The organism is Candidatus Uabimicrobium amorphum (assembly GCF_009002475.1).
Lineage (GTDB): Bacteria > Planctomycetota > Uabimicrobiia > Uabimicrobiales > Uabimicrobiaceae > Uabimicrobium > Uabimicrobium amorphum.
Genome location: NZ_AP019860.1, coordinates 8,093,746 through 8,109,574, shown reverse-complemented (window position 1 = coordinate 8,109,574; position 15,829 = coordinate 8,093,746). Strand labels below are relative to the sequence as shown.

Here is a 15,829-nt window from a genome sequence, read left to right as displayed (position 1 = left end):
AATATCACAACTCCAATTCTGTAAAAAATTCGACCTCTTGTTTTTGATATTCGACTCCCCAGGCGAGCTCTTTTAGTCGTTCAATTATCTTGAGCTGGAATTTTTTCCATAAACCTTTATTTCTTTCTTTCCATTTTCTGGCAGCATTATTTTTGCTTTCCAACATCTCTGCTAATTGTGTAGAGTTTGGCCACGTACCGTCGTGATCCCAGATCCATTGAAGAACAACCTTTTCTTTTGTGGGGTATTCTTCTAATATTTGTTGGATAATGGTTTTGAGTAATTCCACGGAAAAAGGATAGTCATCAATACTTCCACCAACCTGATTGTCACAAAAATATTCTGTAGGTACGATCTTTTTATCTTTCCAATATTCAGATAGAGCGTCTCGAACAAGCCTTTTGATTATTGTGCGGAATTTCACCCCTTCTTGGCGACGAAAACTCCAGCGAAATCCCTTTTCATACACGCGCGATAGAATTTCTTCTGCTTGGTCCGCTTGGTGATGATTCCATTTCGCAAGATAGACAATATAATTGAGGATCGCACGGTGGTAGCGTGCGTAGAATCTTTGCCAGCACTCCTGGTATTGAGGATGTTCTGGAAGACCTAACCATTTTACATCATCGGGATTTGTCGATAAGTTTGATAGATTGATATTATCCATTGTATTTCCACATTGAGAGTCTAAACGATTGATTTTTATAATAGAATCCCTGCATATCCTTCGAAATGTGACAAAATTCTAAAATTTTTTTTCTACATTTTGCGAATATGCCTACAATTTGAGCGTTAAAATACGTCGGTGATCACTAAACACTAATTTAACAATATATACTTATAAATGAGCTACTCCGGCATAATAACCAGAATTAAAATGTAGGTCAAGGTTGTTTAAGTTATAAATGATGACATCGCAATTCTAGAAGATGATATAAAAATTTTATATGTAAAAAATAGCTAGTACTTTAGATCTTGATTTTTGCATTTCTTATGTTTTTATAATAACCACTGGAGTAAAGTACCAGCGAGAGCCTTATGGACGACTAATGGAGGAGACAACATTTGAAATGCGCGTTTCTAACCAGCAGAGATCTTCCTAACTTAATTGCGGAAGAACTTGCGGTGGTTGAATTATTACGGAAAAAAAATATTACCATTGATGTGGTGGTGTGGAACGATAAAGTCGATTGGAGTATTTACAACTGTGTAGTGATTCGCACTACATGGGACTACTATTTACATAGCGAAAAGTTTCTGGATGTTTTACAGGAAATACAGCGCTGTGGATGCCGTTTGTTCAATTCATTTGAGATTGCCAAATGGAATACAAATAAAAGATATCTACTAGAATTAGAGCAAAAGCAAGTCGCGGTTATCCCGACCAAAATTGTACAAAATGTTCGCGAGGAAAATTGGCAAGAACATTTTACTAGGTGGGATACGCAAAAGTTAGTGGTGAAGCCAGTGATTAGCGCCGGAGCGTATCATACATATGTTATTGACCATAAAGAAGCACCGCAAATTCCCAGCATTGATGTTTCGTATATGGTACAACCGTTTTTACCGAGCGTGGCGGAAGAAGGAGAGTGGTCGTTCATGTTCTTTGGCGGTCAATACAGTCATGCGGTCATAAAACGTCCCAAACAAAACGATTTTCGTGTTCAAGAAGAGCACGGGGGAAGTACGGAATTGATGGAGGTAGAGCACGATGATTTGTTGGAGGCGAAAAAAGTAATCGCTGCAATTCCGAAACAGTTATATGCTCGCGTGGATATGATACGTTATCGCGGTAAATTGCATTTGATTGAGCTGGAGTTGATAGAACCACAGTTATTTTTGGCCAATTGTACAAAAGGTGTGGAGATGTTTGCCGAGACTTTTTGCCAAATGTGTGATGACAAATAAATATAGACGGACACGTTTTGGTAACTCCTGGTTTTTTACGGCAAATTTTGCTATATATTATAAAAAAACGACACGTTGATTGTGCACCGTACCTACTACAAAACTAAGGAAGAAGTATGATAAAAATACCGTACACACGAGGAATTTTCTGTAATAGAACCCTAAATCTTCGCGCGATACCCGTTATTGGCTACGACATGGACTATACCCTTGTTCATTATAAAGTCGAGGCTTGGGAAGGTCTAGCATATCAATATATTAAGAAGTATCTCAAAAAAGATGGCTGGCCGGTGGACGATTTAGTTTTTGATCCGAGCATCTTTATTCGTGGGCTTCTCATCGATAAAGAGTTGGGAAATATCGTCAAAGTAAACCGCTTTGGTTATGTGAAAGCGGCATACCATGGAACACACCGTTTGGAATTTGAAAAAATGCGCGAGGTGTATAGTCGTACCATCGTAGACCTTGCCGATACGCGTTATGCGTTTCTCAACACGTTGTTTTCCATTTCTGAAGCATGCATGTTTTCACAACTCGTCGACTTACTCGATGCAGGAAAAATCACCGGTATCCTTGGTTACGCCGATTTAGCACATCGTATTCGCACGGTTCTTGACCATGCACATCTTGAGGGAGATCTTAAAAACGAGATTATGGCCCATCCGGAAAAGTTTGTGGAACTCGATCCCGATTTACCTTTAACCCTTTTGGACCAAAGGCACGCCAATAAAAAACTATTACTGATCACGAACTCTGGGTGGAAATATAGTAAATTTATGATGTCATATATTTGTGATCGTTACTTGCCTAAGGGAATGGATTGGCGCGACTTGTTTGATCTCATTGTCGTTTCTGCACGCAAACCGAGCTTTTTTACGGCCAAGCCACCTATGTTTGAAATCGTGGACAATGACGACGGACTACTAAAACCAGTGATTGGTGAAATCAAAAAAAATGGTTGCTATCTCGGTGGTAATGCAAGCATGATCGAGGAATATCTTGGGGTATCTGGGGAACAAATTTTGTATGTCGGAGATCACTTGTTTTGTGATGTGAGTATATCAAAGGAAGTTCTACGTTGGCGTACAGCTCTTATCATACGCGAGTTAGAGGAAGAACTTGAAGCCATCGAAAGTGCACGCAAAGATCATAAGCAAATACGCAAGATGATGCAAGAAAAGGAAGAACTTGAAGGGCAAATACGCCACAAACAGCTTATCTTACAACGCCGTGAGAAAAAATACGCGGGCAAGGTGAAGGAAAATCCTACGGACATTAAGAGTGAACTGCGTCAACTTCGCGACGATTTGCACGAGCTGGATGTGCAGATTGGGGAACTCAATGTTCGCGACAGCAAACGTTTTAATAGCAATTGGAGCTATTTGATGCGTACAGGAAACGATAAAAGTAAATTTACGCGTCAGGTAGAACGCTACGCAGATATTTATACTTCACGCGTGTCGAATATGTTATACTATACACCATTTATGTATTTTCGCTCACCGCGAGGTAGTATTCCACATGACCCGGTATTTTATCCTGAAGATTTGAAAGAGTAAAACGCATGAAAGCTTATAGTAAAGAGCAAATTCGCGAATTGGATCGCATCGCCATAGAGGAGTACCAAATTCCAAGTGTTGTACTCATGGAGAACGCAGGTGCAGGCGCGGCGCGCATTATCGCTCGGGAGATGGGGGCACAAAAAAGCGTTGCTATTTTTTGTGGAAAAGGCAATAATGGCGGTGATGGTTTTGTGATCGCACGTCATTTGCACAACAACGGTATGAATACTCATGTCTTTTTTCTTGGCGAAGCTGCACAAGTTCCCGTTGACAGTGATCCAGGAATCAATCTACGTATATTACAAAACATGAAAATACCCATTCGGGAAGTCAGTGATGTAGATTCTTTAAAGGAATACAAAGACATATGGCAAAACTGCGACTATGTTGTCGATGCAATATTCGGTACAGGTCTTTGCCGCGATATTTCTGGAAATTTACATACGATAATGAGTGAAATAAAGTCGTGGAATAAAAAAAATATTGCGATTGATATCCCTTCAGGGCTTGATGGCAATACGGGGGAAATTTATGGTGTTATTCTGCCCGCAGAACTCACTATTACGTTTGCTCTTCCTAAAAAAGGCTTTTTTGTTCAAGACGGCCCAAATGTAACGGGGAATATCGAAGTCGTTGATATTTCTATACCAAAGGAGTTAGTAGAAAAGCTATAGGAGTTTTATATGAAAATATTAATTTGCGATGCTTTTGATTCGTCATTACCAGAAAAATTGGCAGCATATGGCGAAGTATTTTCCGACATAGAACGTTTAGCTGAAGCAAATATTGCTCTTATTCGCAGTAAAACCAAATGTACAAAAGAGTGGATTGACAAAGCCCCCGAACTCAAGATGATCATTCGTGGCGGTGTGGGGTTAGATAATGTTGACTGCGACTATGCACAACAAAAAGGCATTCGCGTAGACAACACTCCCGAAGCTTCGAGTATTGCCGTAGCCGAAATGGCTTTTGCGATGATGATCGCCATGCCTAACCAAATTATAAAAGCTCACAACGGAATGAAAGCTGGGGAGTGGTTGAAGAAACAGTGTAAAAGAACAGAATTACACGGCAAAACTCTTGGACTCATCGGTTATGGACGTATTGCGAAAGAACTGGCAAAAAGAGCACAGGCCTTTTCCATGAAAGTGATCGCTTACAAAAGAACGCCTGTAGACTGTGAATATGCTGAAATGAAATCTCTAGACGAGCTTTTGAGCCAATCGGATTTTATTAGTTTGCATACACCGTTAAACGACGCATCAAAAAACCTGATCAATAGCGAAACCATCGCCAAAATGAAGCAAGGTGTATATGTCATCAACACCGCACGTGGACAATGTGTTGCGGAAAAAGATGTTGCCGCAGCGTTAGAGTCTGGACATATTGCTGGTTATGCCGCCGATGTTTGGGAGGTAGAGCCACCCGAAGATCGTACACTTGTCGAAACCAAGAATTGTTTTGCTTCTCCTCATATTGCTTCGTCAAGTGCGGAGAATTTGAAACGTATAGGGGAAATAGTTGAACAAAAAATATCAGCTTTCGTAAGTTAATGATTTAACTTTGACAAACAGGAGGTCTTAATGAGACAAATTATTTTTGTATTACTGTGCATCACTTTCACATGTGCACACATGGACTTGCAGTACACCGATCGCTTCACCGCGGAGCATATGAATCAATGTTCTTGTGAAAATGTTACGTTACTTGAAAACTTCATGGTCCTTGACGAAAATGAAGGTAAACTAACTTCCGTAGACATCAAGGCGCGTACATACTTTAACGCTATCTCAATCAATTACTACGCCGAAATTCCCGAAGGGGCAGCACTGCGCTTTGAAGTAAGTGCGGGTGATAACAATGGAAATTGGAGCGCGTGGCATGAAGTAGAAAGCTCTGAGGCTGATGTCCACTTTGACGGCTCATACGACACATATCGTTATCGTGTAGTCTTTGTTCGTAGTGAAGATGGCCACTCTCCGCAACTTCGCGAAGTTCAAGTAAGTTATGATTATGTGATTCCGTCGATGTTGCAACCTGAAGTTTATGTACAGCAACAAAGTCGCGGAGTTTTAAAACCGAGTATTGTTTCACGTCGCGACTGGGGAGCACGTCAACCTAAAAAAGGTTATAGTTATCACAGTCCACGTAAACTCACCATTCACCATACCTATCGTCCTCTTGCTTCTAGTTTTAAAGGCGCATCCACCATTCGCGGTATTCAAAATTATCATATGGATAGCAACGGATGGTCGGATATTGGATACCACTTTCTTATCGGTACTTACAGTTCGGGAAGCACCGTAATTTACCAAGGACGTCCGGAAAACGTGATTGGAGCACACACTGGTGGAGCAAATACCAATAACGTTGGTGTCAACTTGATTGGTGACTATGATATCGAACAAGTGCATCCGAATGGTTACAAGGCGATGATACGCGTTTTGGCGTGGTTGTGCGACAAATACGGTATCAGTCCAAATAGCATTTATGGACACAAAGATTTTTCTAGTACTCTTTGTCCTGGTTCTGGATTATACGATCGTTTGCCGCAAATACGACGTGATGTCGCCAATTACATTGTGCGTGGCGAAGTGCAAGAAGATGTCAATGCCCAAGCATCAGGAACTCTAATCGGTGCTGTTTATGATAGCAACAAAGGTTCTAGCGCGCGTATTAGTGGTGCAACCGTCACACTAAACAATGGTAGCAAGCAGACCACAGGTAGCGATGGTATTTTTCGTTTTCAACTTTCTCCTGGTAGCTACAGTTATACCGTGAGCAAGTCTGGCTTTAAGTCCAACAGCAGTTCACGCACGGTAAAATCTGGTGAAACCGTTTGGGGTTCATTGGGACTATCAGGTGGTAGTGGTTCTCCTTCTAAAAGTCTCAGTGGTGCACACTGGGTGAAGTTTTATCCTCCGAGTCGCCAGATCAAAGACTTGAACGAACCTTTCCGCGGTAGCATGACGCGTTTCTACAATGCATTGAGAAATGCCGGAGCAAGCGTTTCTATCTCCAATACCCTACGTCCTCCACAAAGAGCTTTCTTAATGCACTGGGCGTACCGTATTGCAAAGGAAGGCTACAATCCACGTAGCGTACCTGCCAAGTCAGGTGTAAATATCGAATGGTGGCACGGGTCCACAAGTGCTTCCGTTTCCGCAGCGCGTGCGATGGTAAGTGCTTACGGAATCGTATATCGTCCCGCACTTTCCTCAAACCACATTCGCGGCGAAGCGATCGATATGTCGGTTAGCTGGAGTGGTACATTGCGCATCAAGGATGCCAACGGTCGCACGGTTTCTATTGGATCTCCACGTTCCGGAGCTTCGAATAGAACATTGTGGGAAGTAGGAAAAACCTATGGCGTTCGCAAACTCGCCAGCGATCCACCACACTGGTCGCGAAATGGTAACTAGAAGGTTGCCTCTTTACAAATAGTTCTTGATGAAAATACCAGGTGTAACTTTACATCTGGTATTTTTTTTGTTTAGGGCCTAACGGATGATACGACAATCTGGCAAGTGTTCGAGCAACAAACGCATGCTTTGATCTCCCAGAGAATTACCAGAAATATCTAACGTTTTCAAGTCGCGAATTGTATAGATATACCAAGGAAGCCGTGTTAAATTTAAATCTGACAAATCCAGTAAAAATTCATCAGAAAAACCACAATTTACAAACTCACAACCGCGTAAACTATGGAATTGTATTTTGCTACGAAAACTACAATGCTCGAAACGCGAACACAAAACTTGGTAAAACTTTGTCTCCGGAAGAAAAAAAGTACATCCGTAATAGTTTGTTCCATCATCCACATCCTCAAGAACTTTACTGCGTACTATTTTTCTAGAGCATGTATTTAAAAAGTCTTGTGATAATTCTCGATAGTCTTTGATACTTTTACAGTCAGGAGCATAATCCCATATGAATTCCCCTAAACCAATAGACTCGGTAAACTCCCTAGTTACCTCAATAATGGGTTTGAATAACTTCACACGTTTTTCTTCCCAGTATCGAAAGACTTCTTTTACAATTTGATCCATCTTTTCATAGTGACCAACAACGCCTAAAATATGTTTTTTTTCTCGTATCTTTGCATTGTGTTCTTTGAATTCTCTCATTCCTTGTAGCACAGAAACAATGGCCTGGCTGTAAGTTGCGTTTGTTGGAAAAAGAGCATTGTCCACCATTTCTAGTATGTGAGGATAAAAAAAACAATTTAAACTAGAGTCATAAACAAAAACAAAATCAAAAGTAGAATTTAATTTTTGCAGAACTTCATCCAAAAGTAAGAAGTTATCTTCATCAGGATACCAATCCTCAACATAATAACCATAAGGAAGAATACAAAAATTGGAATTATTTTGGCAGAAAATAGCGTCTTCGTAATGTACTTTACCAGACACGACATCTATGATGTTATTTTTCCGCGACAAGGAAGATATTCCAAAAGCTAGAGTGGTCAATCCTTCCGGGCTAAGATCAACAATGATTGTTTTTTTGTTATAAAACTTGTCAAGAGTTCCTAAGATTCCAATAATGGTTTGAACACATGCTTGTTCAAAATAACTGCAATTTATCTTTACCAGTGTAATCATGTATCTTCTCGTTTTAACTATCAAATGAAAAATCACCAGTTTACCAATTGTGGATTTGCAAACGGTGTTAAAGTCTACTTCCGGAATCACCGCTTAAAAAAATCCTCGCGATATACAAAATTTTTCAGCCGTCACCTGACCCAATGCTATCATTTGTATATTCATCTTTTAGTTTATCATAAACTGCAAACACTTATAACTCTTTTGGAGAAAGACAATCTTTTTCGTTTGATTATACCAATAAGTTTGACGTACTATAAAACTTCGTTTAGATGAAACTGTAAAAGAAAGGAATCCATAATGGACTATGCTGGTAATCTCATCGCTTCTTTTTTACATCGCCAAGGTGTTCAATTTTTATTTACCCTGTGCGGAGGTCATATTTCTCCTATTCTGGTAGGTGCTAAGCAAAAAGGTATTCGCGTGGTGGATGTGCGCGATGAAGTGACTGCTGTTTTTGCGGCGGATGCTGTCGCGCGATTGACGGGAATCCCTGGTGTCGCAGCGGTGACCGCAGGCCCTGGGCTTACCAATACGATTACCGCGGTGAAAAATGCACAGATGGCACAATCACCGGTTGTTATTTTTGGTGGGGCGACAGCGACGATGTTGAAAGGACGTGGTTCTTTACAGGACATAGACCAAATGGCTCTAATGAAGCCACACACCAAACTGGCATTAACTGTCAAGAGTGTTCGCGAAATACTCCCTAAATTAGAAAAAGCGTTTGTCACTTGCCAAGAGGGAATACCTGGGCCAGTGTTTATTGAAATTCCCGTAGATCTTTTATATGCAGAATCGGTTGTCAGGGACTGGTATGGTATTAAAGAAGAGAAAGGCAAAAACATACGCGCGTCTTTGTTTCAGGCTTATTTAAAGCGTCATGTAAAAAAAATATTTTCTGGAGTGAATTGGCAACCGTCTTTTCGAGAATTGAAAGTTGCATCGTTTGCCCCTAGAAAGAAAGATATTGATGCGATGGTGCGCTGTATTCATCAAGCGCAAAGGCCCGTAATGCTGGTTGGTAGCCAGGCGACACTGCATCCGCAAAACGCCAATGCTTTGCAGCAGGCAATCGTAAAGTTAGGCATTCCGACGTATTTATCGGGAATGGCACGTGGTTTGTTGGGAAAACAATGTCCTTTGCAATTACGACATCGGCGGCGCCAAGCTCTGAAAGAGAGTGACCTAGTGATATTAGTGGGGGTGCCCTGCGATTTTCGTATGAACTATGGTCGGCATATCCCGGCGCAAGCGAAGTATATTTCGATCAATCGCAGTGCAAAAGATTTGCGTAAGAATCGAGTACCTGATTTAGGTGTTCTCTGCGACCCTGGAAATTTCTTGTTGGAACTGGCGAGGTTTTGCGAAAACAATTCTTTTGCCGAAGGGTGGCTCCAAAGTTTAAAGCAAAGAGATGCACAACGCGATGAAGAAATCAGCCATCAGGGACAGGAGGAAACGACAGGTGTGAATCCTCTTCATTTATTTCAGCATTTAGAAAAACTGATGTCAGAAAAATCGATTATCGTCGCGGATGGTGGCGACTTTGTGGCAACGGCGTCTTACATCTTGCGTCCACAACCTTTGTCATGGTTAGATCCGGGAGCATTCGGTACTCTAGGTGTTGGGGCTGGATTTGCACTAGGAGCAAAATTATGCCGACCAGACGCCGAGGTCTGGATTGTGTATGGAGACGGCTCTGTTGGTTACAGTTTATGCGAGTGGGATACTTTCGTACGCCATAATGTGCCAGTGATTGCGGTTGTGGGGAATGATGCCTGCTGGTCACAAATTGCTCGTGAGCAAGTGCAAATATTTGCCGACGATGTTGGGACGGTTCTGGAACACAGTTCTTATGAAAAAGTGGTTGCTGGTTTTGGCGCCGAAGGGTTGTTATTAGATCAAGCCAACAAAATACCAGACATTGTAAAAGAAGCCCAAGAGAAATGCGCTGCGGGTAAACCGGTTTTGATCAATGCCATTATCGGTAAAACAGATTTTCGCAAAGGTTCTATTTCTATTTGAGATGAAACTTTTTCGCGAAACTAGAAAACGTTTCTAATGATTTCTAGTTTTTGCGAGTGAATATTTTCTCCAAAGTACAAATACCTTCATAAATCTGCGGTAGAGTGTATCCCGCATACCCTAATACAAAACCACTGCGTGGGTTTTGTAAATAATAGCTCGAAAGAGGTCGCAAGACCAAGTTATGTCTTACAGCCTCTTTTGTTATCTCACGATCATCACCATTGTAGAATGCGACAAGGTGCATACCGGTGGCACTAGGTTCGATGGTGCAATATTTACTGAGCTTGTGGGCGAATACTTGTAGGAAGTATTGCTGTTTTTCCTTGTATAATATACGCGTTCTGCGCAAATGACTATTAAAGTGCCCTGCCTCAATAAAACTGGCCAACGCGGCTTGCAGCAACGTACTGCAATTATGGTCGCAAATCGATTTTGCTAGAGAAAAAACAGGTACGAGCGCTTTGGGAACGACCATATAGCCGATGCGTAGACCCGGAAATAAAACTTTACTAAACGTTCCTAAATAAAGTACTCTGTCGGAATTATCGATGCCCTGCATGGCAGCTATTGGTTGTCCCGCGTAACGATATTCACTGTCATAATCATCTTCAATAATCCACGCATTTTGTTGTCGTGCCCATTGCAAAATTTGAATGCGTCTTTCCAATGACAGTGTCATGCCCAATGGATACTGATGCGATGGCGTTAAATAAAGCAAGCGCACATCGCGTTGTCGCTGCAAATCATCGATTTTCAAGCCTGCTGCGTCAACATCTACAGGAATGATTTGTGCCTGTGCGGCGAAAAATGCATTGCGCGCACCCAAATAACCGGGGTTTTCCATGGCGACATTCTCATGAGGGTCTATCAAAAAACGCGCGATTAAGTCGAGGCCTTGTTGCGCTCCGCTAATGATGACCACTTGTTCTGTGTCGCACTTTACTCCGCGATAGGCGCGCAAGTATTGGCACACAACTGTACGCAGCGGTGCGTAGCCCGCTGGTGAATCATAAGCAAAAAGATCCTCGATGTGGTAACGAGCTTGTCGCGACAATATACGCGCCCAAACGTCCTTGCGAAAGGCTTTAATATCGGGAATGCCAGGTGTAAATGTTTCTGGCTTTGCAATGTAATCTTTTTTCGCACAGGCAAAGATTTTCTCCCCGCGTTGCGATAACAAAGGCCGTTGATCGTTTTTTTCGTTGAAGTTTGTCGTTTGCAAAGTGGTAAAATCGATGTGCGCAACATAAGTTCCCGCACCAATCTGTCCTTCCACGAATCCTTCGCTCCACAATTTTTCATAAGCATTGGTCACTGTATTGCGCGAAACTTGCAAACGTGTGGCGAGTTCCCGCGATGCGGGTAATTTAGTGCCTGGAGCAAGTTGTTGCGAGAGTATCGCTGTCTTTAGTTGCTCGTAAATTTGACGGTACAAAGGCACCGTGCTACGCGAAATATCAAAGGAAAAACTTTCGGGTATGTTTGATTTCATTGTCAGTTCCATGTACAATTGTCGCAGAATAAAATTTGAGACCTTCAAAATGAAGGCCACAAAAGTATTTGTTATAAAAAGACTTATGTCTTGTAGGCTTTGTTTGGTGATACAAAAAAACACTTCATTTGTGAAAATATCGCATGTTAAAAAATAGTTCCACTTTCAAAATTATTATAAAGAAAATACTGTGTTTTGCACCTGTGAATAAATTATTGCAGTGGATACTTCGCCCCTTCATCTCTTTTTTACCACAAGATTTGAGCCGTATACCTGTCATTGGTACCGTCAAATTCTCATGTGATCGCGATACATTGCTCATGCGAGGCTGCGGCAATGACACGATCGCTACGGCGTTATTTTGGAGAGGAATGGCGGGTTTCGAACCACACACGATGGAGGTGTTCAAGAAACTACTACGGCACAGTAACGTTTTTCTGGATATTGGAGCCAATACCGGAATTTACTCCCTCATCGCCGCGAAAAAAGGCGTTGTTGTCCATGCCTTCGAAGCCGTACCTGATATTTTCCACAAGTCTTTATTACCGAATTTAGCGCTAAATGAAATGGACGAAGTCCACACACACTGTTGTGCGATTTCCGACGAGCCTTCCGGTTTCATTGAACTGTATATTCCCCACTCCACAGCAATTCCCACTTCCGCTTCCACTGTTGCGGGTTTCAAGGAAAATTGCAAATGCGTACAGGTTCCGCAAACAACCATCGATCACTTTGTGGCAAATCAGTCACTGGATACCGTAGATTTATTAAAAATAGACGTGGAAGGTGCGGAACTTAAAGTACTAAATGGATGCAAAGACACACTCCTAAACCATAAGCCGTTTGTAATTTGCGAAGTTTTACCTGGCAAAGAGCAAGGCATACAAAGTTTCTTTTCCACCGCACAATACGCCTTTTTTCACATTACCACGCAAGGCTTGGTTGAAAAAGATGTTGTCGAGGCGAGTAGCGAGCACCTCAACTATCTATTTGTTAGCCACAAACGCTTAGATGAATTTCGCGGTATATTTGACAACCTCTAATCCGTCAAACGCCACAAATACCAGGAAGCAATACTGCGATACGGTTGCCACTCTTGTGCAGCGTTCCGCATTTCCTTGGGAGTAGGAAGTTCTGCTAAATCATAGAGGATCGCAAAGCCTTTGCGAATACCATAATCGTCTTCGGGAAAAACATCCAGGCGGCGTAGGTAAAAAATAAGCAACATCTGTACTGTCCAGCGCCCAATTCCGCGAACTTGAGTTAGGCTTTCAATAATCTCTGCGTCCGTCATTGCCGTGAGTTTTGCGTCGTCATTTATGATGTCACCTTGCAAAGTTTTCTGCGCGAGATCGCGAATGGCAAGCATCTTATTACGCGAAAGTCCCGCACCACGTAGTGTTTCCTCATCGCAGCGCATCACTTGTTTCGGCGTAGGAATGTTACGCGGAAACAACTCACAAAAACGCCGCCAAATAGCGCGCGCTGCCGCGGTGGCGAGTTGTTGGAAAACGATGGACATCGCCAGAGATTCAAACAGCGAATGTGCCGAAGACTTCTCCAAGTGAAAGGTCCCTATTTTTTGCATGGCATTTTTGAGCTTTTTGTCTTTTTTGCCAAGCATCTTCACACCTTCATCCCACCGCACAATTTCCTCATCGACATTGGCGACCTTGGCCTTTTCGATTTGCAAAAGGCGATACTTGGTGCATGTGCTCCCAGGCGCGGAAAAGCCACCTAGCTTCCTTCCCGCCGCAAGCACACGATGACAAGGAATGACAATGGGAAACAAATTTTTCTTGAGCGCCGTTCCCACAGCGCGCGCCGCTCTAGGTCTACCGATGACTTTTGCAAGTTCACCATAGCTCAAAGTTTCACCAACGCCAATGTCCTGACAACCGCGATATACCATTTTTTGAAACTCGGTAAACGAAGACAAATCCAAAGGCAAATCATCAAAATCACAGTATTTGCCCTGCAAATGTTGACGAATTTTTTTAGCGATATCTTTTACCCACGTAGGGGTTTTACTCTTGGTAATATGTAAACCGCGCGTAGCGAGGGCAACGCCTTTGAGTTGGTCGTCTTGCCATGAGAGGACGACTTTACCGATATTGGTGTCAAATAGGTAGTGTGGCACGTCGTTTTTCCTTTATAAAGTGTGCGATCGTAGAGAAATATTTTTCATCTTAACATAATTTATTGTGGGGAGTAAGACGAATTCATCTGCGATTTTTCTTGCGCAAATGAATGTGCGAAATCCGCACATTTGTACATAAGATTTTACATGTTGAGTACTTAAAAAATGTGCGAATTCCGCACATTTGCAAATAATTCTAAAAACGCGCGAAAGACTTGGACTTTGTTGAATTTGTTGTGGTATTATGTAATCTCAATTGAAATGAACAACTATGATTAAGGAGATTTTATGAAGAAGATATATTTTATTTTAATTTCAATTATATTAAGTAGTGTTATCGCTGCTGCTCCAATAACGACAGATGGTCTAATAGCATTTTATGATGCTGATGACAATACTGCAAATGACCAGTCGGGAAACGGTGGACCAAATGGAACTCTGAACGGAGTATCTATCTCTCCTAATGGGGCTTTCAACCAAGGATTCTCTTTCGATGGAAACTCAAGCATTGATTTGGGAAATAATTCTATTATCGGTTCAGATACTAGTTTTTCGATAGTTGCTTGGGTAAACGCGAATAGTTTTGGCGCGCAAACTGCTATCTATGGTGAGTTTAATACTAACAATATAGACACACGTAATTACTTATTTCTTGATAGTAGCGGTAGAGTATTCTTTGACCAATTCCCTAATAGCGGTGGAGCATTAGTGAGTCAAAATTCAATAGCTACAGGCCAATTTTCACAGATAGTATACACTCAAGACGGAACTACTCGTAGAATATACATCGATGGTGTTCTTGAAGCAGAAGATACATCTATTGAGACATACCAAGGATCCGTACCAGACGTTGCAAGGATCGGTTTTCGAGACAATCAAAACTTCGGTTTTGATGGCGTACTTGATGAAATTGCTTTTTACGACCGTGCTTTAAGTATCGAGCAAGTAACGAGTCAATTTGCAGCTGTTCCAGAGCCATCTACATACATCGCATTCCTATTCGGTCTGTTCGCGATCGGATACTTTCGCAAAAGAAAGTAAACCTTAACCAATTAAGCATATAATTAGCCAGCTATTAAGCTGGCTTTTTTCGTTTTTGGAAGTTTAACCGCAATCCAGGAAATCGAGGGCAGCGCAGCGGAAATGTAGGGGCGGACCTAGTGTCCGCCCGTTCCCCCAAAAAAAGTTGGATATTCAAATAGGTAGTCTGATTCAAACGTGATAAAAATCAATTAACGATTTACAAACTTGTATTTTGTGGAACCAAAAACTAAACTGGTACTCTGTAAAGTTAAATTCAAGACGTCGCTTAAATGTCAATAATTGCTGGTATGCGATGCCCTCTCCAGCGGCTAGTCGCCGCTGACTCTCCCACGGGAGAGTTTACGTATATCAAAAAGTATTGAAAAAACGCAACGTTGGTTCGGGTCAATAAGCATGAGTTTGTTTCGCATTAACGTGTCGTTTTTTCTATTACGAAGTGCTATACGTAAGTCCTCCCGTGGGAGGACAGCCGGCGATTAGCCGGCAGGAGGGCATCGCATTGTAAATACTACACTTCAAAGAAGTATCACAACTAACTTTCCAGAGTACTAGGTGCTTTATGGAACCAAAAACTAAACTGGGTAAATCAGTTGTCATCCCTGCGAAAGCACACGGCTGTTAAGCTAAGATGTAAGTCTTTTATCGATTATTTACGCTTAAGTCAATGGTATTGACGGTCATGGTCATGGTCCAATGCCATTGACTTAAGAGGTAAGTGTAAATTCTAAAAAGGTTTACAACACTTGTCATCCCGTACCCAAAAACCCTTGGTTTTTGGAAAGATACGGGATCCAGCAATATAAAGTCGACTTCTGTTCGTGGATCCCTGATCAAGTCAGGGATGACACGGCAAGGTAAGTTTATCGTTGAAAAATATTTACGTTTAAGTCAATGGTATTGACGGTCATGGTCATGGTCCAATGCCATTGGCTTAAGAGGTAAGTGTAAATTCTAAAAAGGTTTACAAGACTTGTCATCCCGTACCCAAAAACCAAGGGTTTTTGGAAAGATACGGGATCCAGCAATATAAAGTCGACTTCTGTTCGTG

At 41.9% G+C, this 15,829-nt stretch carries 12 protein-coding genes; 8 read left to right on the top strand and 4 right to left on the bottom strand.

All coding sequences use genetic code 11. The features are described 5' to 3' along the window. Positions 1 to 4: 4 nt before the first annotated feature. Complete coding sequence (locus tag UABAM_RS28485; RefSeq protein WP_151971385.1) at positions 5 to 667, bottom strand: RNA polymerase sigma factor; 663 nt, start codon at positions 665 to 667, stop codon at positions 5 to 7. A gap of 398 nt (positions 668 to 1,065) precedes the next feature. Here UABAM_RS28485 and UABAM_RS28480 point away from each other — a divergent pair, with 398 nt between their 5' ends. The 5 genes from UABAM_RS28480 (at position 1,066) to UABAM_RS28460 (ending at position 6,892) form a co-directional block, all read left to right on the top strand. Beyond that, positions 1,066 to 1,908 (top strand): ATP-grasp domain-containing protein, encoded by an 843-nt coding sequence (locus tag UABAM_RS28480; protein WP_151971384.1) that lies wholly within the window; start codon positions 1,066 to 1,068, stop codon positions 1,906 to 1,908. A 116-nt stretch (positions 1,909 to 2,024) separates the two neighbouring features. Next, on the top strand, positions 2,025 to 3,467 hold the full coding sequence (locus UABAM_RS28475) for an HAD-IG family 5'-nucleotidase (protein ID WP_151971383.1): 1,443 nt from the start codon (positions 2,025 to 2,027) through the stop codon (positions 3,465 to 3,467). Between the two features lie 5 nt (positions 3,468 to 3,472). Further along, positions 3,473 to 4,144 carry an NAD(P)H-hydrate epimerase gene (locus tag UABAM_RS28470; protein ID WP_151971382.1) on the top strand — a complete coding sequence of 224 codons (672 nt, stop codon included), beginning with the start codon at positions 3,473 to 3,475 and terminating at the stop codon, positions 4,142 to 4,144. 9 nt (positions 4,145 to 4,153) lie between these two features. Next, positions 4,154 to 5,023, top strand: coding sequence for an NAD(P)-dependent oxidoreductase (locus UABAM_RS28465; RefSeq protein WP_151971381.1), 870 nt, complete (start codon positions 4,154 to 4,156; stop codon positions 5,021 to 5,023). 30 nt (positions 5,024 to 5,053) lie between these two features. After that, positions 5,054 to 6,892 (top strand): N-acetylmuramoyl-L-alanine amidase, encoded by a 1,839-nt coding sequence (locus UABAM_RS28460; RefSeq protein WP_151971380.1) that lies wholly within the window; start codon positions 5,054 to 5,056, stop codon positions 6,890 to 6,892. A gap of 78 nt (positions 6,893 to 6,970) precedes the next feature. On the opposite strand, the gene UABAM_RS28455 is transcribed toward UABAM_RS28460, so the two are convergent. After that, positions 6,971 to 8,074 (bottom strand): ParA family protein, encoded by a 1,104-nt coding sequence (locus UABAM_RS28455; protein WP_151971379.1) that lies wholly within the window; start codon positions 8,072 to 8,074, stop codon positions 6,971 to 6,973. Positions 8,075 to 8,374: 300 nt separating this feature from the next. On the opposite strand from UABAM_RS28455, the gene UABAM_RS28450 reads away from it, so the two are divergent. Further along, positions 8,375 to 10,102, top strand: a complete 1,728-nt coding sequence (locus UABAM_RS28450; protein WP_151971378.1) for a thiamine pyrophosphate-binding protein — start codon at positions 8,375 to 8,377, stop codon at positions 10,100 to 10,102. A gap of 43 nt (positions 10,103 to 10,145) precedes the next feature. Here UABAM_RS28450 and pdxR read toward each other — a convergent pair whose 3' ends face one another. Next, on the bottom strand, positions 10,146 to 11,597 hold the full coding sequence (gene pdxR / locus UABAM_RS28445; RefSeq protein ID WP_173013630.1) for a MocR-like pyridoxine biosynthesis transcription factor PdxR: 1,452 nt from the start codon (positions 11,595 to 11,597) through the stop codon (positions 10,146 to 10,148). A gap of 143 nt (positions 11,598 to 11,740) precedes the next feature. Between pdxR and UABAM_RS28440 the strand changes: the two genes are divergently transcribed. Continuing rightward, positions 11,741 to 12,640 (top strand): FkbM family methyltransferase, encoded by a 900-nt coding sequence (locus UABAM_RS28440; protein WP_151971376.1) that lies wholly within the window; start codon positions 11,741 to 11,743, stop codon positions 12,638 to 12,640. Here UABAM_RS28440 and UABAM_RS28435 read toward each other — a convergent pair. Further along, positions 12,637 to 13,737, bottom strand: coding sequence for a methylated-DNA--[protein]-cysteine S-methyltransferase (locus UABAM_RS28435; protein WP_151971375.1), 1,101 nt, complete (start codon positions 13,735 to 13,737; stop codon positions 12,637 to 12,639). The genes UABAM_RS28440 and UABAM_RS28435 overlap by 4 nt on opposite strands. Positions 13,738 to 14,025: 288 nt before the next feature. Between UABAM_RS28435 and UABAM_RS28430 the strand changes: the two genes are divergently transcribed. Then, positions 14,026 to 14,778, top strand: a complete 753-nt coding sequence (locus tag UABAM_RS28430; RefSeq protein WP_152022068.1) for a LamG-like jellyroll fold domain-containing protein — start codon at positions 14,026 to 14,028, stop codon at positions 14,776 to 14,778. Positions 14,779 to 15,829 lie beyond the last annotated feature (1,051 nt).

Bases quoted from the DNA above. Each gene is read 5' to 3' on its own strand.
- UABAM_RS28485 (WP_151971385.1), bottom strand. From the start codon at position 667: ATGGATAATATCAATCTATCAAACTTATCGACAAATCCCGATGATGTA.
- UABAM_RS28475 (WP_151971383.1), top strand. From the start codon at position 2,025: ATGATAAAAATACCGTACACACGAGGAATTTTCTGTAATAGAACCCTA.
- UABAM_RS28470 (WP_151971382.1), top strand. From the start codon at position 3,473: ATGAAAGCTTATAGTAAAGAGCAAATTCGCGAATTGGATCGCATCGCC.
- UABAM_RS28465 (WP_151971381.1), top strand. From the start codon at position 4,154: ATGAAAATATTAATTTGCGATGCTTTTGATTCGTCATTACCAGAAAAA.
- UABAM_RS28460 (WP_151971380.1), top strand. From the start codon at position 5,054: ATGAGACAAATTATTTTTGTATTACTGTGCATCACTTTCACATGTGCA.
- UABAM_RS28455 (WP_151971379.1), bottom strand. From the start codon at position 8,074: ATGATTACACTGGTAAAGATAAATTGCAGTTATTTTGAACAAGCATGT.
- UABAM_RS28450 (WP_151971378.1), top strand. From the start codon at position 8,375: ATGGACTATGCTGGTAATCTCATCGCTTCTTTTTTACATCGCCAAGGT.
- pdxR (WP_173013630.1), bottom strand. From the start codon at position 11,597: ATGAAATCAAACATACCCGAAAGTTTTTCCTTTGATATTTCGCGTAGC.
- UABAM_RS28440 (WP_151971376.1), top strand. From the start codon at position 11,741: ATGTTAAAAAATAGTTCCACTTTCAAAATTATTATAAAGAAAATACTG.
- UABAM_RS28430 (WP_152022068.1), top strand. From the start codon at position 14,026: ATGAAGAAGATATATTTTATTTTAATTTCAATTATATTAAGTAGTGTT.